The sequence below is a fragment of the Sphingomonas sp. LHG3443-2 genome (genome assembly GCF_049896405.1).
In the GTDB taxonomy this organism is placed as follows: domain Bacteria; phylum Pseudomonadota; class Alphaproteobacteria; order Sphingomonadales; family Sphingomonadaceae; genus Sphingomicrobium.
The window spans coordinates 381846-404573 of the sequence record NZ_JAFCUG010000001.1 but is presented as its reverse complement, the minus strand read 5'-3'; the positions used below and the strand labels follow the sequence as shown (position 1 = coordinate 404573).

At 67.9% G+C, this 22728-nt stretch carries 29 protein-coding genes; 19 read left to right on the top strand and 10 right to left on the bottom strand.

Translation table 11 applies throughout. From position 1 onward, the window contains the following. Positions 1-15 precede the first annotated feature (15 nt). The gene (gene flaF / locus ACP69Z_RS01935) at positions 16-363 is read left to right on the top strand and encodes a flagellar biosynthesis regulator FlaF (protein WP_426265865.1); all 348 of its coding nucleotides are present in this window, start codon (positions 16-18) and stop codon (positions 361-363) included. On the opposite strand, the gene ACP69Z_RS01930 is transcribed toward flaF, so the two are convergent. Beyond that, positions 326-2083, bottom strand: coding sequence for a hypothetical protein (locus tag ACP69Z_RS01930; RefSeq protein ID WP_426265864.1), 1758 nt, complete (start codon positions 2081-2083; stop codon positions 326-328). The two genes, flaF and ACP69Z_RS01930, sit on opposite strands and share 38 nt — an antisense overlap. After that, positions 2080-2253 (bottom strand): hypothetical protein, encoded by a 174-nt coding sequence (locus tag ACP69Z_RS01925; RefSeq protein WP_426265863.1) that lies wholly within the window; start codon positions 2251-2253, stop codon positions 2080-2082. Before ACP69Z_RS01925 ends, ACP69Z_RS01930 begins: the two co-directional genes overlap by 4 nt. Positions 2254-2377: 124 nt before the next feature. Here ACP69Z_RS01925 and ACP69Z_RS01920 point away from each other — a divergent pair, with 124 nt between their 5' ends. Beyond that, the gene (locus ACP69Z_RS01920; RefSeq protein ID WP_426265862.1) at positions 2378-2776 is read left to right on the top strand and encodes a hypothetical protein; all 399 of its coding nucleotides are present in this window, start codon (positions 2378-2380) and stop codon (positions 2774-2776) included. Here the strand turns inward: ACP69Z_RS01920 and ACP69Z_RS01915 are convergent. From ACP69Z_RS01915 to ACP69Z_RS01900, 4 genes are read right to left on the bottom strand one after another with little or no spacing between them, the layout of a single operon-like run. After that, entirely contained in the window at positions 2730-3278 is a 549-nt protein-coding gene (locus ACP69Z_RS01915; protein WP_426265861.1) for a MotE family protein, read from the bottom strand. The genes ACP69Z_RS01920 and ACP69Z_RS01915 overlap by 47 nt on opposite strands. Beyond that, positions 3275-3616 (bottom strand): hypothetical protein, encoded by a 342-nt coding sequence (locus tag ACP69Z_RS01910; RefSeq protein ID WP_426265860.1) that lies wholly within the window; start codon positions 3614-3616, stop codon positions 3275-3277. Before ACP69Z_RS01910 ends, ACP69Z_RS01915 begins: the two co-directional genes overlap by 4 nt. Further along, complete coding sequence (locus ACP69Z_RS01905; RefSeq protein WP_426265859.1) at positions 3613-4578, bottom strand: FliM/FliN family flagellar motor switch protein; 966 nt, start codon at positions 4576-4578, stop codon at positions 3613-3615. Before ACP69Z_RS01905 ends, ACP69Z_RS01910 begins: the two co-directional genes overlap by 4 nt. Further along, positions 4575-5093: a flagellar basal body-associated FliL family protein gene (locus tag ACP69Z_RS01900; protein WP_426265858.1), complete on the bottom strand. Its 519-nt coding sequence runs from the start codon at positions 5091-5093 to the stop codon at positions 4575-4577. The genes ACP69Z_RS01905 and ACP69Z_RS01900 overlap by 4 nt, the downstream gene beginning before the upstream one ends. A gap of 115 nt (positions 5094-5208) precedes the next feature. On the opposite strand from ACP69Z_RS01900, the gene ACP69Z_RS01895 reads away from it, so the two are divergent. From ACP69Z_RS01895 to ACP69Z_RS01845, 11 genes are all read left to right on the top strand, one after another. Beyond that, entirely contained in the window at positions 5209-5955 is a 747-nt protein-coding gene (locus ACP69Z_RS01895) for a flagellar hook-basal body complex protein (protein ID WP_426265857.1), read from the top strand. A gap of 15 nt (positions 5956-5970) precedes the next feature. Further along, a complete protein-coding gene (gene flgG, locus ACP69Z_RS01890; RefSeq protein ID WP_426265856.1) occupies positions 5971-6756 on the top strand; it encodes a flagellar basal-body rod protein FlgG in 786 nt (261 codons plus the stop codon). Continuing rightward, entirely contained in the window at positions 6753-7031 is a 279-nt protein-coding gene (locus ACP69Z_RS01885) for a flagella basal body P-ring formation protein FlgA (RefSeq protein WP_426265855.1), read from the top strand. Before flgG ends, ACP69Z_RS01885 begins: the two co-directional genes overlap by 4 nt. A 31-nt stretch (positions 7032-7062) precedes the next feature. Beyond that, positions 7063-7794, top strand: coding sequence for a flagellar basal body L-ring protein FlgH (flgH, locus tag ACP69Z_RS01880; RefSeq protein WP_426265854.1), 732 nt, complete (start codon positions 7063-7065; stop codon positions 7792-7794). Between the two features lie 160 nt (positions 7795-7954). After that, the gene (locus ACP69Z_RS01875; RefSeq protein WP_426265853.1) at positions 7955-8806 is read left to right on the top strand and encodes a flagellin; all 852 of its coding nucleotides are present in this window, start codon (positions 7955-7957) and stop codon (positions 8804-8806) included. A 125-nt stretch (positions 8807-8931) separates the two neighbouring features. Continuing rightward, the gene (locus ACP69Z_RS01870; RefSeq protein WP_426265852.1) at positions 8932-9363 is read left to right on the top strand and encodes a hypothetical protein; all 432 of its coding nucleotides are present in this window, start codon (positions 8932-8934) and stop codon (positions 9361-9363) included. A gap of 91 nt (positions 9364-9454) precedes the next feature. Then, positions 9455-9787, top strand: a complete 333-nt coding sequence (locus tag ACP69Z_RS01865) for a hypothetical protein (protein WP_426265851.1) — start codon at positions 9455-9457, stop codon at positions 9785-9787. A gap of 25 nt (positions 9788-9812) precedes the next feature. Continuing rightward, complete coding sequence (locus ACP69Z_RS01860; protein ID WP_426265850.1) at positions 9813-10553, top strand: alpha/beta hydrolase family protein; 741 nt, start codon at positions 9813-9815, stop codon at positions 10551-10553. Between the two features lie 18 nt (positions 10554-10571). Continuing rightward, positions 10572-10988 (top strand): VOC family protein, encoded by a 417-nt coding sequence (locus tag ACP69Z_RS01855; RefSeq protein ID WP_426265849.1) that lies wholly within the window; start codon positions 10572-10574, stop codon positions 10986-10988. Next, entirely contained in the window at positions 10955-11704 is a 750-nt protein-coding gene (gene gloB / locus ACP69Z_RS01850; RefSeq protein ID WP_426265848.1) for a hydroxyacylglutathione hydrolase, read from the top strand. The genes ACP69Z_RS01855 and gloB overlap by 34 nt, the downstream gene beginning before the upstream one ends. A gap of 65 nt (positions 11705-11769) precedes the next feature. Further along, a complete protein-coding gene (locus tag ACP69Z_RS01845) occupies positions 11770-12198 on the top strand; it encodes a DUF6491 family protein (protein WP_426265847.1) in 429 nt (142 codons plus the stop codon). 9 nt (positions 12199-12207) lie between these two features. Here ACP69Z_RS01845 and ACP69Z_RS01840 read toward each other — a convergent pair whose 3' ends face one another. The 3 genes from ACP69Z_RS01840 to ACP69Z_RS01830 form a co-directional block, all read right to left on the bottom strand. Then, complete coding sequence (locus ACP69Z_RS01840) at positions 12208-13920, bottom strand: AMP-dependent synthetase/ligase (protein ID WP_426268027.1); 1713 nt, start codon at positions 13918-13920, stop codon at positions 12208-12210. A gap of 134 nt (positions 13921-14054) precedes the next feature. Next, positions 14055-15347, bottom strand: coding sequence for a hypothetical protein (locus tag ACP69Z_RS01835; protein ID WP_426265846.1), 1293 nt, complete (start codon positions 15345-15347; stop codon positions 14055-14057). After that, positions 15344-16735, bottom strand: coding sequence for a glycosyl transferase family protein (locus ACP69Z_RS01830; protein WP_426265845.1), 1392 nt, complete (start codon positions 16733-16735; stop codon positions 15344-15346). The genes ACP69Z_RS01835 and ACP69Z_RS01830 overlap by 4 nt, the downstream gene beginning before the upstream one ends. 194 nt (positions 16736-16929) lie before the next feature. Between ACP69Z_RS01830 and ACP69Z_RS01825 the strand changes: the two genes are divergently transcribed. The 6 genes from ACP69Z_RS01825 to ACP69Z_RS01800 all read left to right on the top strand — a co-directional run bounded on the left by ACP69Z_RS01825 (position 16930) and on the right by ACP69Z_RS01800 (position 22057). Continuing rightward, positions 16930-17430 carry an A24 family peptidase gene (locus tag ACP69Z_RS01825; RefSeq protein WP_426265844.1) on the top strand — a complete coding sequence of 167 codons (501 nt, stop codon included), beginning with the start codon at positions 16930-16932 and terminating at the stop codon, positions 17428-17430. Next, on the top strand, positions 17427-17906 hold the full coding sequence (locus ACP69Z_RS01820; protein ID WP_426265843.1) for a hypothetical protein: 480 nt from the start codon (positions 17427-17429) through the stop codon (positions 17904-17906). The genes ACP69Z_RS01825 and ACP69Z_RS01820 overlap by 4 nt, the downstream gene beginning before the upstream one ends. Before the next feature lie 75 nt (positions 17907-17981). Beyond that, a complete protein-coding gene (rlmN, locus tag ACP69Z_RS01815) occupies positions 17982-19169 on the top strand; it encodes a 23S rRNA (adenine(2503)-C(2))-methyltransferase RlmN (protein WP_426265842.1) in 1188 nt (395 codons plus the stop codon). A gap of 296 nt (positions 19170-19465) precedes the next feature. After that, positions 19466-19942, top strand: a complete 477-nt coding sequence (locus ACP69Z_RS01810) for a hypothetical protein (protein WP_426265841.1) — start codon at positions 19466-19468, stop codon at positions 19940-19942. 34 nt (positions 19943-19976) lie between these two features. Next, positions 19977-20843: an oxygenase MpaB family protein gene (locus ACP69Z_RS01805; protein ID WP_426265840.1), complete on the top strand. Its 867-nt coding sequence runs from the start codon at positions 19977-19979 to the stop codon at positions 20841-20843. After that, on the top strand, positions 20840-22057 hold the full coding sequence (locus ACP69Z_RS01800; RefSeq protein WP_426265839.1) for a class I SAM-dependent methyltransferase: 1218 nt from the start codon (positions 20840-20842) through the stop codon (positions 22055-22057). The genes ACP69Z_RS01805 and ACP69Z_RS01800 overlap by 4 nt, the downstream gene beginning before the upstream one ends. A gap of 21 nt (positions 22058-22078) precedes the next feature. On the opposite strand, the gene ACP69Z_RS01795 is transcribed toward ACP69Z_RS01800, so the two are convergent. Beyond that, complete coding sequence (locus tag ACP69Z_RS01795; RefSeq protein ID WP_426265838.1) at positions 22079-22663, bottom strand: calcium-binding protein; 585 nt, start codon at positions 22661-22663, stop codon at positions 22079-22081. Positions 22664-22728 lie beyond the last annotated feature (65 nt).

Genomic DNA, 22728 nt, shown 5'->3' with positions numbered 1-22728 from the left:
GAAAAGGAGACGCCCTTGTCGCTTGCCGCTTACCAGCGCGTCGCGCACGTTGCCGAAACCAGCCGCCGCACCGAGCAGAGACTGTTCGCAGAGATCACCGCTGCGCTGGGCGCTGCGTGGGAGGTGGGGCAGCGCGGCGCTGCGCTGATGCCGGCGCTGCACCGCAATCGCGAGCTGTGGACCACCTTGTCGGCCGATTGCGGGGCCGCAGGGAACGGGCTGCCCGACGCGCTTCGCGCAAGCATCATCAGTCTTGCGCTGTGGGTTGATCGCTTCACCAGCGATGTCGTTGCAGGGCGCGAGCCGGTCGAGCCCCTGCTCGAGATCAACCGCGCGATGATGGAGGGGCTTGGCGGGCCTTGAGGGCGGTGTCTGACAGGTCGAGAAGGTCGGCGTCCCCGCCGGCCGGCGACACGGACGGAAGCGCGGCCAGCGCCGACGCCAGGGCGGCCGCATCACCGGGCCGGCTTGCGCCGCTCACCGCCGCAAAGGCGCTGGCGGACGGCAGACCGGCGAACCCGCGGGCATTGCGAGCGCGGAAGCGGGCGAGGCCATCCTCGTCGCCGATCATCGACAACGCAATTGCCTGCCGCATCAGTCGTACCTGCGTCACCGCGTCGTGTCTGCCGGGGGAGGCTGGAACCGGCTGACGGGCAAGCGCCTGCCAATCATGCGCGCGCCACAGCAATTCTTCCCGCAGGTCGCGGGTGCCCGGCATGTCGTCGAGCAGCGCGATGGCTGCGCCGGTCTCTCCCATCTGGAACAGGGCAATAGCCTCGAGCCGGGCCCGGCTGCTGGCCCAGGGCTCGGGATAAACGACATTCGCCGAGGTGCGGATGACCTGCCGCGCCTGGTCGGGCTGACCGGCGAGCAAGCGGAGCTGCGCGATGTCGATCGACAAGGGGCCTTGCGCCAGATCGCGGGCGCGGGTGGCGAGCTGGTGCTCAAGCAGGTCTGCGGCGCGGGCGTGCAGTCCTTCGGCCGCCAACCGGTCGGCAAGCAGTCGCACCAGGCTGTCGCCCGCCAGCCCACTCGGCAGCAGATCGCGATAATCCCACATCAGTCCGGCCGCGAGCGGCAGCGGCACCTTGCTGCCGGGCGCAAGCCAGCGGCGGAAGCTGCCCTGCGCAACGCCAAGCATGGCGGGCAGGCGCGGCTCTTCGGGATGGAAGCGGAGCAAGGTGGCCGCGGCCGCAAGGCCCGAGCGGGGTTTCTTCGCGGCCAGCGCGAGATCCCAGCGCAGCACCGCGAGCCGCCGCTCGATCGCGTCGCCGCGCCAACGGTAGAGAAGTGCCTCGGTGCGCGCGAGCGTGTCGGCGGGCTTGGCGGTGCCAAGCTGGACCGTCGCCTCGATCCGCAGCGCTTCGGCCGCGGCTGCGACAGGCTCATGCGGAGAGTTCGCCAGCGGCTTCAGCAGGCGTTCGGCCGCGGGAGCGAGCTTCTGGCGGAGCAGGGCTTCCGCGCGAAGAAGCTTGGCTCCGTCGGCATTCGCTGGCGCGAAGCGGAGAAAGTGGAGTGCGGCGTCAGGCCTACCGATCGCCTGAGCGGCCCGGGCCGCGGCCCACAGGAAGGGGGCGCGACCGTCAGGCGATAGGGCGGCGAGGTAGGGCTTGGCGCAAGGCAATTGGGCCAGCGCAGGCCGGGCGCCGCCAAGCGCGGAGAGCGCGCGAAGTCGCCAGGCGCAGGCTTCGGCGCTGCCGCCGAGCTGGGGATCATCAAGGAGGGCGACAGCGTCGGAATGAAGCGCAAGCTCGGCCGCGGCGCGCGCAGCGGCGAGCCGCCAGGCAGCGGCGAAGCGCAGGTCGGGCTCGTCTGCGGCAAGCACTGCCAGCACGCCGCGGGCTTCGTCGGGCCGGTGATCGGCAAGCAGGGCCAGCGCCAGGTTCCAGCGCAGCTTCTGCCGATCCTCGACCGTTGCCGCGCCAAGCTCGGCCCACGCGACCGCGACAGGCTTCCGCGACGAAGGCGTGGTGCCAGGTGGCAGCTGGGCAAGTTCGGGCGCGAGCGGCGCGTAGCGCGTTGTGGCAGCCGGGCTCGCCGATGCGGTTGCGATGGCCAGCGCAGCGAGGGAGGTCCTGATCACCGCACCAGCCATGCCGAGGCGCCGCCGGCGAGCGCGGAGAGCAGGGTCACGGCCGGGATCACCGACCAATGGATCCGTTTCGGATCAAGTCGGGTCGAGGCGTCTGCGGCGACCTTGGCCGCGGCTTCTCCCTCGGGCGACACGCCTCCGGCGGCCGGTGAGATGGCCACCAATCGCGCCCGGTTCGCAGCCGGCGCCCCTTTTCCTGAACCGTTAAGCATAGCCTCCTCCTATTCTAGAAGAAGCGCAGCCCGGGCGGTCCGGAGCCTGGCCATTTTACGGTTGAGGAATTTCGTGGCGACCCGAAGCTGGATCATGGGCCTGTGCGCCGTCTCGCTGACCATCTGGAACGGCGTTGCCAGAGCTAGCGAGGGCGGCGAGCCTGCGGCCGTGCCGATCCTGGTCGCGCTGGAGCCGATGCAGGTGCCGGTGATCGATCACGGCACTCTCGTCGGCCGGCTCGAAGTGCGCGCAACCTGGAAAGCGTCCGAGAGCGACGGTGAGATCGAGCAGCGCTTGCCTGCGCTCCGCTCGGCGCTGGTGGCCGCTGCGACCGACCATGCCCGGCTGGTCGCAACGCCCGGTCAGCCGATCGATCCGCAGGCCCTCGCGAACCGTCTTCAGGACGATGCGCGGGGCCAGGGCTTTACGGGCGAGCTGCTCGTGCTGGAGGCGGTGACCCGCTCGGCGTAAGCACTTCATAGCTGGTGCGCCGCTTGGCGATCGCCATGCTGAGGATGGCGGCGGCTCTGGGCGTCATGGCGGCCATGATCGAGGCGGCCGACCGCTCGCGCATCCGGCTCGCGACCTTGACCTGCACTTCCAAGGTCAGCTGCTCGAAGATGGGCGCGGCCGACTTGGGCTTCATCGCCTGATAGATCTTGGCGAGGTCGTCGAGCCGCTCGCTTTCGCTCGGCTCGGGCTCTGGAGACGGGGTCGGGACAGCCGGGGGCGGGGCCGCCGCCGCCGCGGCGGGCGCTGTCGCCATGCGCTTCTCGGCCGCCTTGGCCGCCTGCTCGCGCAGGTCGAGTTGGCGGGCGCGCGCGGCGGCGGCGCGGTCGCGTTCGGAGAGCTGCTGGCGGATCCCGGTGCCAAAGCGGCCTTCCGCCGGATCGCCCTGCGCCATGGCGCCGGCCACTGCGGACATGCCGGCAACCAGCGCGGTCAGCACGAGGAGGGAAGGACGGCGGATCATGCGGCGAGGTCTCCAGGCTGGACGCGGGTCTGGCGCGCGACATCGAGCAAGCGGTCGGCCGACGCATTGGCGATGCCGATCATGACGCCGAGCTCGTCCGCCGCCTGGGATGCGTCGGCGATGGCGTGAAGTTTGGGCTCAGCCTCGGTGGCGAGCACGTGGCGGATGCGGCGAAGCACGCCTTCGGCCTCCACCGTCGCTGCCTGCAACGCGGTCACCGTGCCGGGAAAGTCGGCCCTGCGAAAGCGATCCAGCGCGCGGGTCATGCGCCAGCATTGCACCAGCACAGCCGAGCAGAGCAGGATTGTCAGGAGGTTGATGGCCGTGGCGAAGCTCATGCGGTGCATTCCCTGGAAAGGCCGTTCTGGAGGCGAAGCGCAGCCCGCCCGGCACGGCGCCCGAGTTGGGCGCGGGCGAGCGTGATCCCGTCGAGCACCAGGCTGGCGGGTGCCTCGGGTTCTGGATCGAAGGCGAGGTGGTCACCGATCTTGAGCGCTTCGAGCGCCTTGAGTGTCAGCACCTTGCGGCCGACCACGGCATTGAGCGGCAGGGGCAGCATGCGCACTGTTTCTTCGATCGGCGTGGCCCAGCTGTCCTGCGTTCCGCTGCTTTCCCCGGCAAAGCGCAGGGTCAGCTGTTCGCGCACCGGGTCGAGGCTGGTGGTCGGGAGCAGCAGGCCGAAGCGGCCGCCGCGCCCTTCCATGTCGATCCGGAACTGGCAGTGGGCGCTGACGATGCTGGGGCCGACGACCGAGGCGAAGCGGGGCGAGGTCTCGATCCGCTCAAGCCGGGCGGTGATCGGCGCAACCTGTGCGAAGCCGACGCTGAAATCGTTCAGCACCTGCTCCATCAGCCGGCCGACGAGGCTGGTCTCGATCGAGGTGAAGGCGCGGCCTTCGACACGGGGCGGGGCACCATTGCCCTGACGCCCGCCGAGCAACGCGTCGACCGCGGCAAAGATCAGGCCGGGCTCGATCGCGATCACGGCCGGGCTGTTCCACGGCTCGATCCGGAACACGCCGAACATGGCGGGCAGCGCGGCGCGGTTCATGATGTCGCCGAAGCGCCCGCCGCCGACACCGACCAGGCTCACTTCCATCGGATCGGTGGTGAGCGCGCGCATGGAGGTGGCGAAGCTGCGCAGCATGCGGTCGCACACGACTTCCAGCATCGGCAGGCGCTGATGGTCGGCGACATCGGTTTCGATCAGCGCGCGGATGCCGCTGCGCTTTGGCTGCGCCGAAGCTTCGCCGACATCGCCGAACAGGGCGTCGATATCGGACTGGTCGAAATCGCTCATTGCATCAGGTCCTGGATCAGCACGTCGCGGACGGCGCCTTTGCCCAGCGCCTGGTTGGAGCGGATCAGCAGCTCTTCCTTGATGCGGAAGGTGGCGGCCGAGCCGGCGAGGTCCTCGGGTCGAAGTTCGCGCAGGAAGGGCTGGTAGCGGTCGATCAGCATCGGCAGGCGCGGCTCGATGTCTTCGGGCGTCTTGTCCTTGCCCGGGACCAGCATGACGTGGAGCTTGAGCATCCGGTTGCTGCCGTCCGCGCCGCGCAGTGCGATCTGCATCGCGGGGACGTCGACAAATACGTCGGGTGCGTCTTCCTCTTCGGCGGCATGGCCCTCGGCGATCTTGTCGCCTTCGGCGGGTCCCGTGAGGAAATACCAGGCCGCGCCGCCGCCCCCGCCGAGTAGCAGGGTGAGCGCGGCGACGATGACGATCAGTTTCTTGCGCTTGGGTCTGGCAGGCGCGGCGGGGGCCTCGTCTTCGCCCGGCGTCGTCGGTTCTTCTTTTGCAGCGTCGTTGCTCACGGTCGCGGACCACTCCTCGCGCAGGCTTTGCCCTGCCTTGTGACCGCGAGTGCGGCCTCCCGCCTATCATAGAGGGGCAAGGGAGCGGCCGGTCGCATCCCGTCGAGAGAAGCTGATGGTCGACATTCCAGCCTATGTGCTGCTGAGCCAGGAGACGGCCTTGCGCCGACGGATGGACGTGGTGGCGAACAATCTCGCAAACATGTCGACCAGCGGGTTCAAGCGCGAGCAGCCGGTGTTCGAGGAAGCGCTGCGCAAGAGCGACAGCGCTGAGCCGGCGGCGCGTTCGGTGTCGTTCGTACTCGATTATGGCGTGACCCACGACCAGACCGAAGGCGCGTTCAATGCCACCGGCAATGCGCTCGACGTGGCGGTGCAGGGGCCGGGGTTTTTGGCGGTATCGCTGCCCGACGGCGGCACCGGCTACACCCGCGCCGGGGGTTTGCAGATCCTGCCCGACGGCAAGCTCGGAAGCGCTGGCGGGCTGCCCCTTCTCGGCGAGGGCGGTCAGCCGATCTCTATCCCAGAGCAAGCGCAGGGCCGGCTCCGGATCGCCGGGGACGGGACGGTCGAAGGCCCCGACGGCCCGCTCGGCCGGATCGAGATCACCAGCTTCGCCGACGAGGGCGCGCTGAGCCAGCGCGGCGACGGGGTGATGGTGGGCTCTGGCGGCACGCCGCTGTCCGCAGACAAGACCCGGCTCCGCAGCGGCGGGCTCGAAGCCAGCAACGTCCAGCCGATCGCGGAGACCACCGCGATGATCGAGATCCTGCGCGCCTATCAGACCAGCCAGCGCCTCGGCGAAAGCCTTGGCGAGCTGCGCAAGAATGCCATCGGGCGCCTCGGCGCCTTCCGCAACTAAAGGGAGAACGACCCCATGCGATCCTTGTCCATCGCCGGCACCGGGATGCTCGCGCAGCAGACCAACGTCGACGTCATTTCGAACAACATCGCCAACATGAACACCACCGCGTTCAAGCGGCAGCGGGCGGAATTTCAGGATCTGCTCTATCAGCAGGTTGAACGCCCTGGTGCGAGCGCGGGCGGCGGCGACAGCAAGGCGCCATCGGGAATCCAGATCGGCGCCGGCGTGCGCACCGCGGGCGTGTATCGCATCGGCGAACAGGGCGCCTTCACCACTACCGACAACAAATATGACATCGCCATCGAAGGCGCCGGCTACTTCCAGGTGACGTTGCCCTCGGGCGAAACCGCCTATACCCGCGCCGGATCGTTCCAGGTCAACGATCAGGGCGAGATGGTCACGTCCGACGGCTACAAATTGGAGCCGGGCATCACCATTCCGGCCGAGGCGGTGGACGTCACGATCGGCCGCACCGGTGTGGTGCAGGTGAAGCTCGACGGCCAGGCCGAGATGCAGGACGTCGGCCAGCTCCAGCTCGCTACCTTCGTTAACGACGCCGGCCTCGAAGCGCGCGGCGGCAACCTGCTGCTCGCCACCTCAGCCAGCGGACAGCCCAATGTCGCCTCGCCCGGCGACGCCGGTTTCGGCTCGCTCCGCCAAGGGTATCTCGAGGCCAGCAACGTCAATCCGGTGGCGGAGATCACCGCGCTCATCACCGCCCAGCGCGCCTATGAGATGAACAGCCGGGTGGTGAAGACGGTGGACGAAATGCTCGCCACGTCGAGCCAGCTGCGGTGAGCGTGCTCTTGCTTCTGCTGGCGGCGCAGGCGGTTGATCCGCTTGCGCCACTCGGTGCGCCGACCGCGCCCAAGGTCAAAGCCGAGCGGGTTGTTCGCCGCGGCGAGACCGTCACGCTGCGCATCCGCCAGGGCGCCATGACCATCAGCACGCCGGCGCGGGCGCTGACCGACGCTGGCGCGGGCGAGCGGGTGCGGCTGGTCGTTACCGCCACCCGCCGAACGCTCGACGCGGTGGCCGAAGCGCCCGGCGTCGTCACGCTCACCGAGCGCTAATTTCCTTCATACTGTTCCGAAAGGCCCGCCCATGCGCCGCCCCTCCGTCGTGCCCGTTCTCCTGCTTGCCCTGACCGGCTGCTCGGTCGTCAACGATGTCGGCAATGTCGGCCGTGCGCCGCGGTTGTCGGCGCCGGGCGAGATCCCCGCCCCGCCGACCGAACGCTCGATCGCTGCCCCCGCCTTGCCGCAGCCGGCGCCGGTGCAGAGCGCCTCCTTGTTCCGCGACGGCGCGGCCGGGCTGCTTAGCGACCAGCGCGCGCGGACCAGGGGCGATCTCCTGACCATCAAGATCAAGGTCGACGACAGCGCATCGTTCGATAACAAGAGCGAGCGGCGGCGCGGCGGGACGGAAAGCGCTGGCATCGCCGGGCTGCTCGGCATCGACAAATTGATCGACCGCATCCTGCCGGGCAAGACGCCGAGCGCCAGCGTCGATGGCAATAGCGACAGCCGAAGCGCGGGATCGGGCAAGATCGAGCGCGGCGAGACGATCAACCTGACGCTCGCCGCCGTCGTCACCGAGGTGCTTCCCAACGGCAATCTGGCCATCCGCGGGCGGCAGGAAATGCGGGTCAACAACGAGCTTCGCGAGCTGGTCGTCATCGGCATCGTCCGCCCCGCCGACATCGCTCGTGACAACAGCATTCCGCACAACCGGATCGCCGAAGCGCGGGTGCTCTACGGCGGCCGCGGACAGCTCACCAGCGCCCAATCGGCACGCTGGGGCCAGCAGCTTTACGATGCGCTTTTTCCGTTCTGAACCAGGGGCCTGAGGAATCGTAACCGGCTGCTAACCATCAAAATGACGGCGGTCTGACCGAAGGGTCGGCGGGCCTTCCATGATGAAAGGGCAGGCACTCAACGCCTTGCATCAATCGGGCTGCAGAAGCGGCCGACTTTTCCAGAAGGAAACTTGAACCATGTCGTTTACCGTCAATACCAATGTCGGCGCGATGGCCGCGCTGCAGAGCCTGTCCAGCACCAACAAGTCGCTGGCCCAGGTCCAGAGCCGCATCAACTCGGGCTACAATGTCGCTTCCACCAAGGACGACAGCGCCGCCTACGCCATTGCCCAAACTCTCCGCTCCGACATGGGCGGGATGAAGGCAGTGTCGAGCAGCCTCAATCGTGCCAAGTCGGTCACCGACGTCGCGGTTGCGGGTGCCGAGCAGATCTCGGACATCCTGATCGAAATGAAGAAGAAGGCCTATGAGGCCGCCGACACCATCGATCAGCCGAGCCGCGATGCGATCAACGAGGACTTCGTTGCGCTGCGCGACCGGATCACCACCGTGATCAATTCGTCGGACTTCAACGGCACCAACATCCTGAAGAGCGGCGGCGGCACCGTTGCGGCGCTTCAGTCGGTCGGTGACGGCGATGGTGCGACGACCGGCTGGCAGCCTGACTCGCTCAGCGTCGCCAACCAGGCGCTCGATCTCGGCGGTTCGGTCATCACCGTTGCCGCAGCCGGCAGCGTTGCAACGCAGGCGAGCGCTCAGACGATGGTGCAGACCATCGCCGACAGCCAGAGCAACCTCAAGACGTCACTGTCCTCGCTCGGTTCGGCCTCGCGCCGTATCGATTCGCAGCTCGCCTTCACCAGCAAGCTGAGCGACGTCGTCGAGGCCTCGGTCGGCAACCTGGTCGACGCCGACCTCGCCAAGGAAAGCGCCAAGCTGCAGGCCCTTCAGGTCAAGCAGCAGCTGGGCGTCCAGGCGCTGTCGATCGCCAACCAGGCGCCGCAGGCGATCATGTCGCTGTTCCGTTAAGCGGAGATGTGACGATCGGTCGGTCACCCCCGGGGCCGGCCACAAGGGGGCCGAGGTGATTTCATCATCGCCTCGGCCCTTTGTGCCTCTTCCCCGTCGGCAGAGCGGCAGGAATCAAGTTCATCATGCGCGTACGCGATCTTCTTCATCGGGACGGGCAACAGCTTCGTCTCAGCCTCGCCCCGGGCGAGAGCGGCTATGGACCGCTACTTCGCCTGAGCGACCCTGGCCGGGTAGCCCCCGCCTCCATCCTGCTCGACCTCTACGCCGCCGAGCTGCTCGCCGGCTTTCTGATGAGCGCGCGTGTCTCGGCGGTCGGCGAACTGGCCGACGAAGCCTGCCTTGGCGACTATCCGCTAGTCATGCGGCTGGGCGCGGTCGGCGGCGAAATTCGGATCGAGCTTAGCCAAGGGGGCGAGCGCCTGCTGCTTCCCCGTCTGCTGTGGGACCGGCTCTACACCGAGCTGCAGCTGGCGCTGGCGCATGGCCGCCACTTCGCCCGGACGGCACCGGCAAGCGGGCTCGCCCCGCATGAGCAGCGCCGACTGCTGCACTGACGCCACGGACCGCGCGGAAAGCGCGACCGGCACCCGGAGTTTGCGGCAGGGTGCGAAGCCATGCGGCAAGTGGTGCGTTTGCCCATCAGCCATGCCTATCCCCGACGAGAAAGCACGGGTCTGGACCCGACCGGAAGATTATTGGCCGCCCCGCCGCTCGCGCCGGAGCAGTCGAAGTTCGTACAGAAGCTTTCAGCCTGCGGCCGCCAACGACGATGAGGCGGCCGAGCCGCGCCCGTTGCTCGACATCGTGCCATATGTCGCGCTGATGATCGGCCTGGCGGTGCTCGCGGTCGCCATCATCGTGCTCGCCTGGCCCGGCCGGACGGTGCCGCAACCGGCGCAGCCACGTGAGCCGATCGAGGTCGAGATCGGCACCGCGCCCAAAGGCTGGATCGACGACGAGCAGCCTGCTCGCCGCTGACCGCGCCTTGCGCTAGGCCGCGTCCATGACCCTGCAGCATCTCGCCCGCCCGAGCGGCCACGCTATCGCCGTGCGTCATCGTCCCGCCACCGGCGCAGTGCCGACGATCCTGTTCCTTCCCGGCTATGCGTCGGACATGATGGGGTCCAAGGCGTTCGCGCTCGATGCGTTGGCCGAACGGGAAGGCCTCGGCATCGTCCGCTTCGATTATCGCGGCACGGGCGAAAGCGAAGGCAAGTTTGCTGACTTCACGTTGGAGGACTGGCTGGAGGATGCGCTTGCGGCGGCCGACGTGGCCGACGGCCCACTGATCGTGGTCGGCTCCTCCATGGGCGGCTGGCTGATGTTGCACCTTGCCGAGCGGTTGGGATCGCGGGTGCGCGCGCTGGTCGGGATTGCCGCTGCGCCGGATTTCACCGACTGGGGCTATTCCGATGCGGACAAGGCTGCGCTGGCTGCTCACGGGGAGCTTCGCCGTGACAATCCCTACGGCGGCGAGGCGGAGCTGACCACGCTCGCGCTATGGCAATCGGGTGAGCGGATGCGGCTGCTCGAGCGGCCTGTGCGGTTCGAGGGCCCGGTGCGGCTGCTTCATGGCGACTGCGATGCCGAAGTACCGGTGGGGATCGCGCTCCGCCTCAAGGACGCGCTGACCTCCGCCGACGTCCAGCTGACGATCGTCAAGGGCGGCACCCACCGCCTCTCGGCACCGCACGAGCTGGCGCTGCTTGAAAGAACCGTGCTGGCCTTGGCAGCGGGTGTCTGAGCACCCAAGTCTGACGGCATGAAGTTCCTCCATACCATGATCCGGGTCACCGACCCGCAGGCCACCATCCGCTTCTTCAATCTCCTCGGCCTCGAAGAGCGTCGGCGGATGGAGAATGAAGCGGGCCGCTTCACGCTCATCTTCCTCGGCGTGCCGGGCGACGAGGGCGGCGAGGTCGAGCTGACCTATAACTGGGATCCCGAGGAATATGACGGCGGCCGCAACTTCGGTCATCTGGCTTACGAGGTCGACGACGTTCATGCGACCTGCCAGCGTTTGATGGACGCCGGCGTCACCATCAATCGCCCGCCTCGCGAAGGGCGGATGGCGTTCGTCCGCACGCCCGATGGCATCTCGATCGAGCTGCTGAACAAGGGCGGTGCGCAAACCCCGGCCGAGCCGTGGAAGTCGATGCCGAACACGGGCGTCTGGTGATCGAGGTCGTCGCCCTTCCGGCGCTCAGCGACAATTACATCTGGCTGCTCCACGACGAAGCGAGCGGCCACACCGCGGTGGTCGATCCCGGCGATGGCAGGATCGCGCTGGACGGCGCGGCGGCGCGCGGCTGGACGATCGACCAGGTGCTGATCACCCACTGGCACCCCGATCACACCGCCGGCACCGCCGCGGTAGTCGAGGCGACCGGCGCCAAGGTCTGGGGACCCGAAGCGGAGCGCGGCAAGTTCGCGGGGCTCGACCACGGCCTGTCCGACGGGGACCGAGTGACGATAGGCAGCGCCGAGGCGCAGGTCTGGCACGTGCCCGGCCACACGCTGGGCCACATCGCCTTCATCCTCGATGGCCACGCTTTCGTCGGCGACACGCTTTTCGCCGGTGGGTGCGGCCGCCTGTTCGAGGGCACGCCCGAACAGATGCACGCCTCGCTCCAGCGGCTCGGCACGCTGCCGGAAAAGACGGTCGTCTATCCCGCGCACGAATATACGCTCGGCAACTACCGTTTCCTCGCCGCCGAAGTGCCGGGTGACACCGCAATCGAGCGGCGGCTGGCCGAGGTCACCGCGCTACGCGAGGCGGGGCAGCCGACCGTTCCGACGACCATCGCCGAGGAGCGCCGCAGCAACCTGTTCCTGCGTGCGGGTAGCGCCGCCGAATTTGCTCGCCTGCGCGCGGCCAAGGACAGCTTTCGTTAAGCGGGAACACCGCATCCCTGTTCAGGCGTTCTTCACGAACCTGTCAGCCCCGAGGACCTGTTTCTATGCAACGCCTGACCCTTGCTTCCCTCACCATCCTGGCTTCGGCCGGTGTGCTCGCGTCCTGCGCCACTACCGGACAGCCCCAGCAGCGCTCGCCCAAGGCGCTGGCCGAACTGGCGAGCTATCTCGACGGGCGCACACCGGGCAAGCCGGTGTCCTGCCTGCCGACCTATCGCCGCAACGACCTGGTGGTGATTGACGAGAACACCATCCTGTTCCGAGACGGCGCCAACCGCGTGTGGCGCAACGATCTCAAGGGCCCGTGCAACAGCCTGGGCCGCCCCAGCACCGCGCTTCTGACGCGGCAATTCAGCAGCAGCCTGTGCAGCGGCGAGATCGCCCAGGTGATCGACACCACCGGCGGCTTTACCGTTGGTAGCTGCGCGCTCGGCGACTTCGTGCCGTACACCGGGCCCGGAAGGCGCCGCTAAGCGCCGGCTTCACTTGCCGTAAAGGCCGTCCAGCCGTTCGCCGTACACGCCCTTCAGGACGTGGCGGCGGATCTTCATGCTCGGCGTCATCTGCTCGTTGTCGACGCTGAACGGCTCGTCGGCCAGCGTGAAGCGGCGGACCTTTTCGATGACGCTGAGTTCCGCATTGACCCGGTCGACCGCCTTCTGAAGCTTGGCCCGGATCGCGGCATCGTCGCCCTTCACGTCGGGTTCGGGCACCAGCAGCGCGACGAGGTGCGGGCGGCGGTCGCCATAGACCATCGCCTGCGCGATCTCGGGTTGCAACGTCAGCATCCCCTCGACCCGCTGGGGCGAGACGTTGTCGCCCTTGTCGTTGACGATAAGGTCCTTCTTGCGATCGGTGATGACGATCCGTCCGGCATCGTCGAAATGGCCGACGTCGCCGGTGTGGAGCCATCCGTCCTTCAGAACCCGCGCGGTCTCCTCCTCGTTGTTCCAGTAGCCGTGCATCACGAGCTCGCCGCGCACCAGCAATTCGCCATCCTCGGCGAAGCGGACTTCGGTGTTGAGGAGCGGCGGGCCGACCGTCTCCATCCGGATACCGTTCTTGGGCCGGTTGCAGCTGATCACCGGCCCGGCCTCGGTCTGGCCATAGCCTTGCAGCATGGTGAGGCCGAGCGAGTGGAAGAACAGGCCGACGTCGGGATTGAGCGGTGCGCCGCCCGACACCATCGCCTTGATCCGGCCCCCGAATTTCTGGCCGACCTTGCGCTTCAACAGCAATTTGACGGCCAAGTCGGCGGGCCAGTCCTTGATGGGGATCGAGCCCTTGTCATAGCGCTCCTTGCCGATCTGCAAGGCGCGGCCGAGCAGTTTCTCGCCGAGCCCGCCCTGCTTCTCGATGGTCTTCAGCATCCGCTGGCGCAGCATCTCGAACAGCCGAGGCACGACCACCATCAGCGTCGGGCGCACTTCCTCGATGTTGGCGGCGAGCTTTTCGAGGCTCTCGGCGAAGTAGATTTGCGCCCCGAGCGCGATCGGGAACATCTGCCCGCCGCTATGCTCGTAGGCGTGGCTCGCGGGGAGGAAGGACAGGAATACTTCGTCGTCCCAGCCGAAGTCATTGGCGATGACGTCGATGCAGGCGGCGGTGTTGTGGAGGATGGCGCCGTGATGCTGACGCACTCCGCGCGGGGCGCCGCCGGTGCCGCTGGTGTAGATGAGGCAGGCGAGGTCCTCGCGCTTCATGCCCGCGATGCGCGCGCGCACCGCGTCGAGGCTGCCGCCTTCAGCTACCATCTCAGACCAGACGTGGAAACGCGCCTCGCTGACCGACTGGCCGGTGCGAATGTCCTCGATCCCGATCACGTCGTGGCAATCGGACGAGAACAGCACCGCGGGGATCAGCGCCTTGGCCAGTTTCTGGCTCGACACGATCACCGCGCGGGCGCCCGAGTTGGTCAGGATATGGGTGTGATCGCGGGTGGTGTTGGTGGTGTAGGTCGGCACCGTGACGCAGCCCGCGGCCATGATGGCGAGGTCGGCGATCAGCCATTCGGGCCGGTTCTCGCTGACCAGCATGACGCGGTCGCCGGGTTTGAGGCCGAGGCGCAGCAGGCTTTCCGAAAGCGCTGCTACCTGCCGCGCGGCTTCGGTGTAGCTGATCGATTGCCAGGCCCCGTCGCGCTTGGCCCACAGGAACGGACTGTTGCCTCGCTGCTGAACCCGGTCGAGGAACATGGCGACCAGATTGGGGAAATGTTCCAGGCTGTTGCCCTTGCGCACGTGCCTTTTGCCTCCTGCCGCCCGCGAAGGGCCTCGGCCGCGGCTCTAGAACAGTCGCGGGCGCGGCGCAAAAGGGCGAAGGGCGAGGCCTAGAACCCGGCGGCTAGGGTCAATGCCGGGCCGCTTCTCGGCTCGGCATTGCCGGTCACGCGAAAGCGATAATCGAGGTGAGCGCGCAGTCCCGGCCGCAACTGGTAGCTGAGGCGCGGGCCGGCATCGAAGCGGCTCAGGCCCGGCTGGATCCCGCCCCACATGCCCCCGCCGATCGCGAAGCGCGGCATGAAGGGGTAGGTGGCGGTTAGCGCCCCATCGGCAAACAGGTCGCGGCGATTGGCCCCGACCACGCCCGCCTGGCCATAACCATCGAGCGTGATGCCGTAAGGCAATGGCTGGGCGTAAAGCCCACCTTCGGCCAGCAGCGCGAAGGCGTCGCGCCCGCCGCCGATCGCTGCACCAAGGCGCTGGCGCCGCTCGGCGAGCAGGCGGAGGGGCACGCCCTTGACCGGCTTCCAGCTGATCCCGAACGCGCCTTCGCCGCCCATCGCCTGCTGGTTCTTGGCGCTGGTCCCCCGCTGCATCAGCGCCGTGGACGCGCGCAGGTGCAGGCCAAGCGACGACAGGGGTGTCCAGCTGATCCGCATTCCGGCCTGGCTGCCGCCGAGCGAACCGGCGGGCGCAAGCCCGGGGTTGAGCGCGCCGCTTGTATCGTCGAGCCGGTAGACACCCTCACGCGGGCGGAGCAGGGCCCACGCGTCTACCGACCAGCGCTCCGCCGCCTTTGACGGGTTGAGTTCCCGGCTCTTCCTGCCGCGCTTGCCCCAGCCCGGCGTCACCTGTGTTTCGGTGCTGGCGAGCGAGATCGGGCCGGCGGCGCCGATGGTCGGCCATTGATCGAGCGGCGCGACCGGGCTGGCATAGCCTTCGGCTGCTGCGAGCGGAGCAAAGCTTGTTGCCGGAGCGGGGAGCGGGGCGGCCGCAGCGCGTGCCGGAACTGGATACGGCACCGGATAATAGACGGGGCGCATCGGCCGCTGTGCAGGCGCGGCGGCTGCCATCAACATCGGGTATGGATAAGGGTAGCCCGCTCCCGCCGGCATGTAGGGGTAGGGCGCCGGGCCATAAGCCGCCGGGTAGGCGGCGGGATAGCCGGGCGGCGCACCATAAGGCGCCCCGGCGGCCTGAGCGTAGGGGCCGGACGGCTCCGGACCCATGTCGGCGGGGACGCCGGGCGGTAGGGTCGGCTCGGCCGCGGCGAGCGCGGCATCGGAGCCTTGCGACAATTCGGGCGCTTCGGCCGGCTCAAGCGCCAGCGCGCTGCTGGCGGTGCGCAGCCCGACATAGGCGACGATGGCGAGGCCAAGAAAACGGATCGGCGCGCTCATGCCCGGTTCGTCCCGGCGGTGAGGAGCGGGTCCTCGGGGAAGACGTGGTCGGTCTTGTCCCACTGCTTGGGGCCGCCATTGGCATGAAGGAACAAGGCGCGACCGGTCGCGAGGATGGCGATGAGGTTGGCGGTGACGATCCGCGGCACCGCCGCAAGCCCCTCTCCAAGGCCGTAGACGTGGGTGGTGAACCCGACACGCATGATAACTCTCCACAGGAGCAGGGCGAAATTGATCTGGAGCAGGCTGGCGAGCAGCGGCGAGGGCTGCGGCGGCAGGGGCGCGCCAAGCTGGGCGGCGAACCATAGTTGCGCCCACAGCAGGCCTGAGGCGTAGCCCGCCAGCAGCAGCAGCGCGGCAAATGGCCCGCGCCGATCGCGCAGGCGGAACCAGCGCTCTCCAAGTCCGCCGCGCCAGCCGAGCCGGTCCCATCCGGCAAAGGCAATCCCGCCCAGCCAGCGCGCCTTCTGCCGGACTGCGGCACCAAGGTTGCTCGGGAAATGCCCGCGGCTGGCAACCACGCCGCGCTGGCCGGGGCTTTCGGGCAGGCGCACGAAGATCGTCCGCTCGCCCAGCGCGCCGAGGCGCAGGCCCATCTCGTAATCCTCGGTCATCGAGCCGCCGGCGAACGGCTTGCCGCCATGCGCATCGGCCAGCCTGTTCATTGCCTGGCGAGAGATGGCGCAGCCGACCCCGGCGAGCGGGATCGAAGCCCCGACTGCTTCGCGCACCACCAGTTCCTTGCCATGCGATTCGGCGAACTCATCGCAATAATGGCCGGCGACCCAGTGGCTGCGATGATCGGGAAGCGGCACCACCGGCAGCTGCACCATGCCCGCTTTGGCGGTCAGCCGGTCGAACAGCTTGAGTTCCAGCGGGTGAACGAGGTCCTCGGCGTCGTGAAGCACGACTGCGCGGGCTTGCCGCCCGCTTGCCGCCTCGTGCCGCAGCAGGAAGGCGTAGAGGTGGTTGAGGCAATCGGCCTTGGTCGTCGGCCCATCGCACGGCACCTCGACCGCGATCACCCGCGGGTCGGGCACATTCTCGATCGCCAGCCGGGTCGCGGAATCGTTGCGGTAATAGCCGACGAGCAGGGTGTAGTCGGGATGGTCGAAGCTCTTGAGGGTCGAGCGCAGCATGGCGCCGATCACCGCGCTTTCGTCCCAGGCCGGGATCATCACCACCATCCAGCCGGTGGCGGCACCCTCCGTCAGCGAGCGTGCGTCGCCGCGTGCGTGGCGGCGATAGACCGTTGCTGCGCGCCACAACCGGCGTGCGAAATAGATAACGTCGACGGCCAGGTCGTCGAGCGAGAAAAGGAAAAAGCCGAGCGCCGCGAACAATGCCAGTTCGGCGGCCGTTTCGGCCATGACGAGCTGCAACGTCATCGCGCGCAGCCCTGCCGCGCACGCATCGCCTTGCCGCCGTGAATGGAATCCGCCCGGTCCACACGCCCCCTGAAGCGCTGGTGTTTTCCGAGCACGGGTCTTGTCTCATGACCCGGCGCAGGACGCAAGCGGCTTGCGCAAGCCCGCGTGGCGGGCCATCGCTGGCGCCAGAAAAGCTTTGGGGGGACAAAGACGTGAACCTGCCGACCCTGGTGCCGGAGTGGCTGTTCTGGGCGCTCATCGCATGCCTTGTGCTGGCCGCGTTCCAGGACGCGATGATGCTGAAGATCAGCAATTATATCTGCGGCGCGGTGCTGCTGCTGGGGGTCGCCGGAGCGGTGATCGCGGGCCCGCAGGTGAGCCTGTGGGAAAACGGTCTGGTGTTCGTGGCGGCGCTGGCCATCGGCACGTTTCTGTTCGGACGCGGGATCCTTGGTGGCGGCGACGTCAAGCTGTTTGCGGCGACCGTGCTGTGGTTCGACCTCGGCGCCTCGGGCCGCTTTCTCCTATGGACCGCGATTGCGGGCGGCGTGCTGGCGGTGCTGATCATCGTGATGCGCACCTTCCCCTGGCCCGATGCGATCCGCTCGCGGATGCGGGTGCTGCAGCCCAAGGCCGGCATTCCCTACGGCATCGCGATTGCCGCCGGTGCGATCATCACCAGCCTGCAATTGATGGGAGCGCGCGCGGCGTGAACCGGGCGGCGGCCGTGCTGGCCGTTGTGTTCGGTCTGCTGGGCGCTGAGGCAGCCCCGGCGCAGCGACTGCTTCATGCCGGGGCGTTCTGGGCCGCCGTCGAGCGGCCGGGCGGCATCTGCGAAGCGGTGTCGCGGAGCGAGGTGGTCGCTCCGCCCGGCCGACCGCAGGCCCGCGCGACCTTTGCCTTCACCCGCGACGGCAAACGGCGGGGCGAACTCCATTTCCTGTTCGCACGGCCGGTGCGGCCCGGTGCAGCCGCGGTGCTGACCGTGGGCGCCGAAAGCTTCCTCCTCGTCACTCGGGGCACCAGCGCGTGGAGCCGCGGCCCAGCCCAGGAAGCCGCGATCATCGCCGCCATTCGCCGCAGCGCGGAGATGCGGGTCCGCGCGCAAGGACAGGGCGGGCGGATCAGCGACCGCTATCTCCTCGGCGGCGCGCCCACCGCCATCGACGCAGCGGCGCTCGCCTGCTGAGTCCTTGGCGCGCGGGGCCCGGCCAGCGCGCGCTACTGGAAAATCCCGCAAAACTTGCTACATGGCCGCTCTCTCATGAGCGCTGATACAAATCTGATGGCCATTCCCGGGCCGGTCGACCCCGTGCCCGTTCCGCGGCCCGCGGCGGTCTCTGCTGATCCACGTGTCGAGCTGATCGGCCTCAAGCGCGAAGACATCCGCGCCGCGCTGGAAAGCGCCGGCATGGACGCGCGCCAGGCCAAGCTTCGGTCGAAGCAGCTGTGGCACTGGATGTACAATCGTGGTGTCACCGACTTCAGCCTGATGACCGACATCGCTAAGGCGCAGCAGCCGTGGCTGGCCCAGCGCTTCCGCATTTCGCGCCCCGGCGTAATGGAAGCGCAGGTGTCGTCCGACGGCACCCGCAAGTGGCTGCTCCAGACGCACGACGGTCACGATTTCGAAATGGTGTTCATCCCCGACGCCGACCGCGGGACCTTGTGCGTGTCGAGCCAGGTCGGCTGCACGCTCAATTGCCGCTTTTGCCACACCGGCACCATGCGCCTCGTCCGCAATCTCGATATCCACGAGATCGTCGGCCAGGTGATGCTCGCCCGCGATTCGCTCGGCGAATGGCCGAGCCAGCCGGAAGGGCGGATGCTCACCAACATCGTGATGATGGGGATGGGCGAACCGCTCTACAATTTCGACAATGTCCGCGACGCGCTGAAGATCGTCATGGACGGCGACGGCCTCGGCCTCTCCAAGCGGCGCATTACGCTCTCCACCTCGGGCGTGGTGCCGATGATGGAAAAGTGCGGTGAGGAGATTGGGGTCAACCTTGCCGTCTCGCTCCACGCGGTGACCAAGGAGATCCGCGACGAGATCGTGCCCTTGAACCGCAAGTACGGCATCGAAGGGCTGCTGCAGGCCTGCGCCGATTACCCCGGCGCCAACAACGCCCGCCGCATCACTTTCGAGTACGTCATGCTCAAGGACAAGAACGACAGCGACGAGCATGCGCGCGAGTTGGTCCGGCTGATCCGCCATTACCGCCTGGCGGCCAAGGTGAACCTCATCCCGTTCAATCCGTGGCCGGGCGCCGAGTACGAATGCTCCACGCCCGAGCGCATCCGCTCCTTCTCGAACATCGTGTTCGAAGGCGGGATCAGCGCGCCCGTGCGCACCCCGCGCGGGCGCGACATCGACGCCGCGTGCGGTCAGCTCAAGACGGCAGCGGAAAAGAAGCGGCGGGCCGACCTCGACCGCGAGGCGGCGGCCTGATTGTCAGGCGGCGGCGGGCTTCGGGCCGCTCGTTTGTCCCAGGATCTGCATGCTCCGAAGCTTGTCGGAGGCGTGCGCGCCGCAATACAGGGCACCATTGATAATCGCCCCGGCCGCATGGTCGCATCCAGCGATCGAACAGGGCGGAAGGATCTTACGGGTCAACCGGGCCTCACAGGCTATTCATCGTTAATATGCCTTGTAGTTGAAAACAGATTCAGTTCCCGGATGTTCGTGCACGATCTGTGCACTAGTTCCGCGCCATGCTATGAGGGCATTCACGAGGCGCAGGTTTGATGATCCGAATTCAGGCTCAGCCCCAGGCGGGGGGCGAAAGTCGTCTGGCCGGCATTCAGATGGCGATGCTGACGCTCCGCTGCATGGAGCATTATCGCAAGGTCGCGGGCGACCACGACAGTGCGCTGATCCTGCTTGCGGTGGTCGCCATTTCATCCGAGCGGCTGACCCGCGGCGGCCTCGAGGAAGGTCTGCGCAGCCTCGACGCGCCTTTGCCGCCCGACCAGATGGGCACCTGCAACGTCAGCTCGATCGCGGTCGCCACCGGCTTCAACCGGGAAACCGCCCGCCGCCACGTCAATCGCCTGATCGAACGCGATGTGCTGCAAAAAGGCCCGGATGGCACCATCCAGTTTACCGCCGGATACATGCAGAGCGGGCAGATCGCTGAGTTGCTCCAGTTGCAGCTCGACACGCTTGGCCGGTCGGTCACCGAATTCCTCCGCATGGGCGCGATGGTGATAACCGAAGAGTGACGGAGCAGCCGCACCGGTCGCTCGTTTCCTTGTCATGGCCAGTCTCGCGTCCCCGTCCGTCGAAGGTCTTCGCCGCGCAATTGCGGGCGGGGTTGTTGGATTCTTCAACGATGCGGCCAATGGCCAGCAGCCGATCCAGCCATCCGACGACGCGCTGTGCCCACCCGGCGGCGTTGCGTGGAAGGTTCATGCCGATCTTGCGGGCATGATGGTCGGCGGGGTGGCGGCATTGCTGTGGCAGATGCTCCATCCCAAGGCGCTGGCGGGCGTGTGGGATCATTCTGACTTCCGCCGCAACATGCATGGCCGGCTGCGCAACACGGCCCGGTTCATCGCGGTGACCACCTACGGCGCTCGGGAAGATGCCGAAGCGGCCATAGCCCGCGTGCGGCGCATCCACGATCATGTGAACGGGACGCTGCCCGACGGCACGCCCTATGACGCGAACGACCCTCGCCTGCTCGCCTTTGTCCACCTTGCAGGGTCCGCCATGTTCCTCGCCGGTTACCGCCGCTTCGCCAACCCCGCCATGCCGCCGGCCGAGCGCGACGCCTACTGGGGGGAGGTGGCGATCATCGCCGAGAAGCTTGGTGCCGACCCGGTGCCGCGGACCGAGGCCGAAGCGGAGGCATTGGCCCGCGACTTTCTGCCCGAGCTTCGCCCCGACGAGCGAAGTGCCGCGGTGCGTGACATCATCTTGAACGCGCCGCCCGACCGCCTGCGACTGTTCCCGGTGCAGCGGCTGCTGATGCGCTCGGCGACTGACCTGCTGCCGCGCGAGGTGCGCCGCCTGCATGGCTTGCGTAGTTCGGGCCTCGCCACCCCGGCAGTGGGCGCCGCAACCTTCAGCCTCGCCTCGACCTTGCGTTGGGCCCTCGCTTCGCGCGAAAAGAGAGCATGAACATTCTCGAACGCCTGCTCGGCGACCGCATTCGCAACGGCACGCTCACGGTCTTCCTGCCTGGCGGCGAACGCTCGTCCGTCGGCTCGGGCGAGCCGCACGTCACCGCCCGCATCCACGACAGGAAAGCCTTGCTCGAGCTGGTGCGCGGCCCCCGCTTGGCGTTCGGTGAGCTCTACATGGACGGCCGCATCACCATCGAGCAGGGCGAGCTCATCGACCTCCTCTCGATGGTCGTCGGCGCCAACAGGTTCGAGGATGGCGGGCACAAGGGCCGGCTCAAGAAGCAGTTCGGCTTTGTGAAGTCGCTGCTCCCCCGCCGCAACGACGCCGCCGCCTCGCGCCGCAACGTTGCGCATCATTACGACCTCGACGAACGGCTCTACCGCCTCTTCCTCGATCCAGACATGCAGTACAGCTGCGCCTATTTCCGCGATCCGGCGAACAGCCTGACCCAGGCGCAGGAGGACAAGAAGGCGCACATCGCCGCCAAGCTCTATCTCCAGCCCGGGCAGCGCGTGCTCGACATCGGCTGCGGCTGGGGCGGGATGGCGCTCTACCTTCATCGCGTCGCTGGCGTCGAAGTGCTCGGCATCACGCTCAGCGAAGAGCAGCTCCGCGTCGCCCGCCAACGCGCGGAGGAAGCAGGCGTCGCCGACAAGGTGCGGTTCGAGCTGATCGACTATCGCGCCGTCACCGGGCGCTTCGACCGCATCGTTTCGGTCGGCATGTTCGAGCATGTCGGCGCCGCGCATTTCGGCGAGTTCTTCGCCACCTGCAAACGGCTGCTGACCGACGATGGCGTGATGCTGCTCCACACCATCGGCAAATATGGCAAGGCGGGCAAACCCGATCCCTTTACCGACAAGTGGATCTTCCCGGGCTACCACTTGCCGAGCCTCAGCCAGATGATGGCGGCGAGCGAGGAAGTCCGGCTGATCGCGACCGACGTCGAAACGCTGCGGATGCATTACGGCTTTACGCTCAGGCACTGGCTGGCCAACTGCCACGCACACCGGGCGGAGATCGTCGCGCTGTATGACGAGCGGTTCTTCCGCATGTGGGAGGTCTACCTCGCCTCGGCGGCCGTCGCGTTCGAGCATGGTGCGATGAACAATTTCCAGGTGCAATATGTGCGCGATCGCCGCGCGCTGCCGCTGACCCGCGACTATATGCAGGAGGCGGAGCAGCGTTACCGCCACCCCGCCTCCTGAGATCGTAGAAGAATTGGGCGCTTAGCGAACGGCGGCTGCCGGTCGCTGAGCCTGACGCTGCTGGCGGGCCTGCTGGCGCTCCTCACGCGTCACCCGGCCGTCGCGGTTCAAGTCGACTCGGTCGAACCGCTGCACGGCTGCAGCCTGCGCTTCGGCGAGCGAAATGCGCTGATCGCGGTTGGTGTCCGCCATCCGCAGCATCGCGCCGCCCATCGCCATCCGCTGACCCATCATGCCGCCACGGCGACCCTCGGCCCGGCGCTCGCCGCGCATCGCTTCGGCCCGCGCCCATTCGTCGCGGCTGATGACGTTGTCGCGGTTCTGGTCGAGGCGCTCGAACATCTGCGCGCGTCCGGCACCGCGGCCGTCCGCCATGCGCTGCGCCCGGCGCTCGCCCATCTGGCCGCGAACGGCCTGTCGCTCTTGCTGCGTGATGTACCCGTCGCGATTGGCGTCCACCCGCGCGAACATGGCGCGGGTCCGTTCGACCACTTCGGTACGGGTCTGCACCCCGTCACGCGGCGCGACCGGCGCCGTCGGCGCAAGCTGCGCACCCGCGGCGGTTGCGGCCAGAAGCAGGCCAGCGCCCAACAACATCTTCGTCATAATGCCTCCATTCGCCCTGTTTCGATAAGCGCAGGGATAATGCGGGATTGCTGAACCGGGGGTGA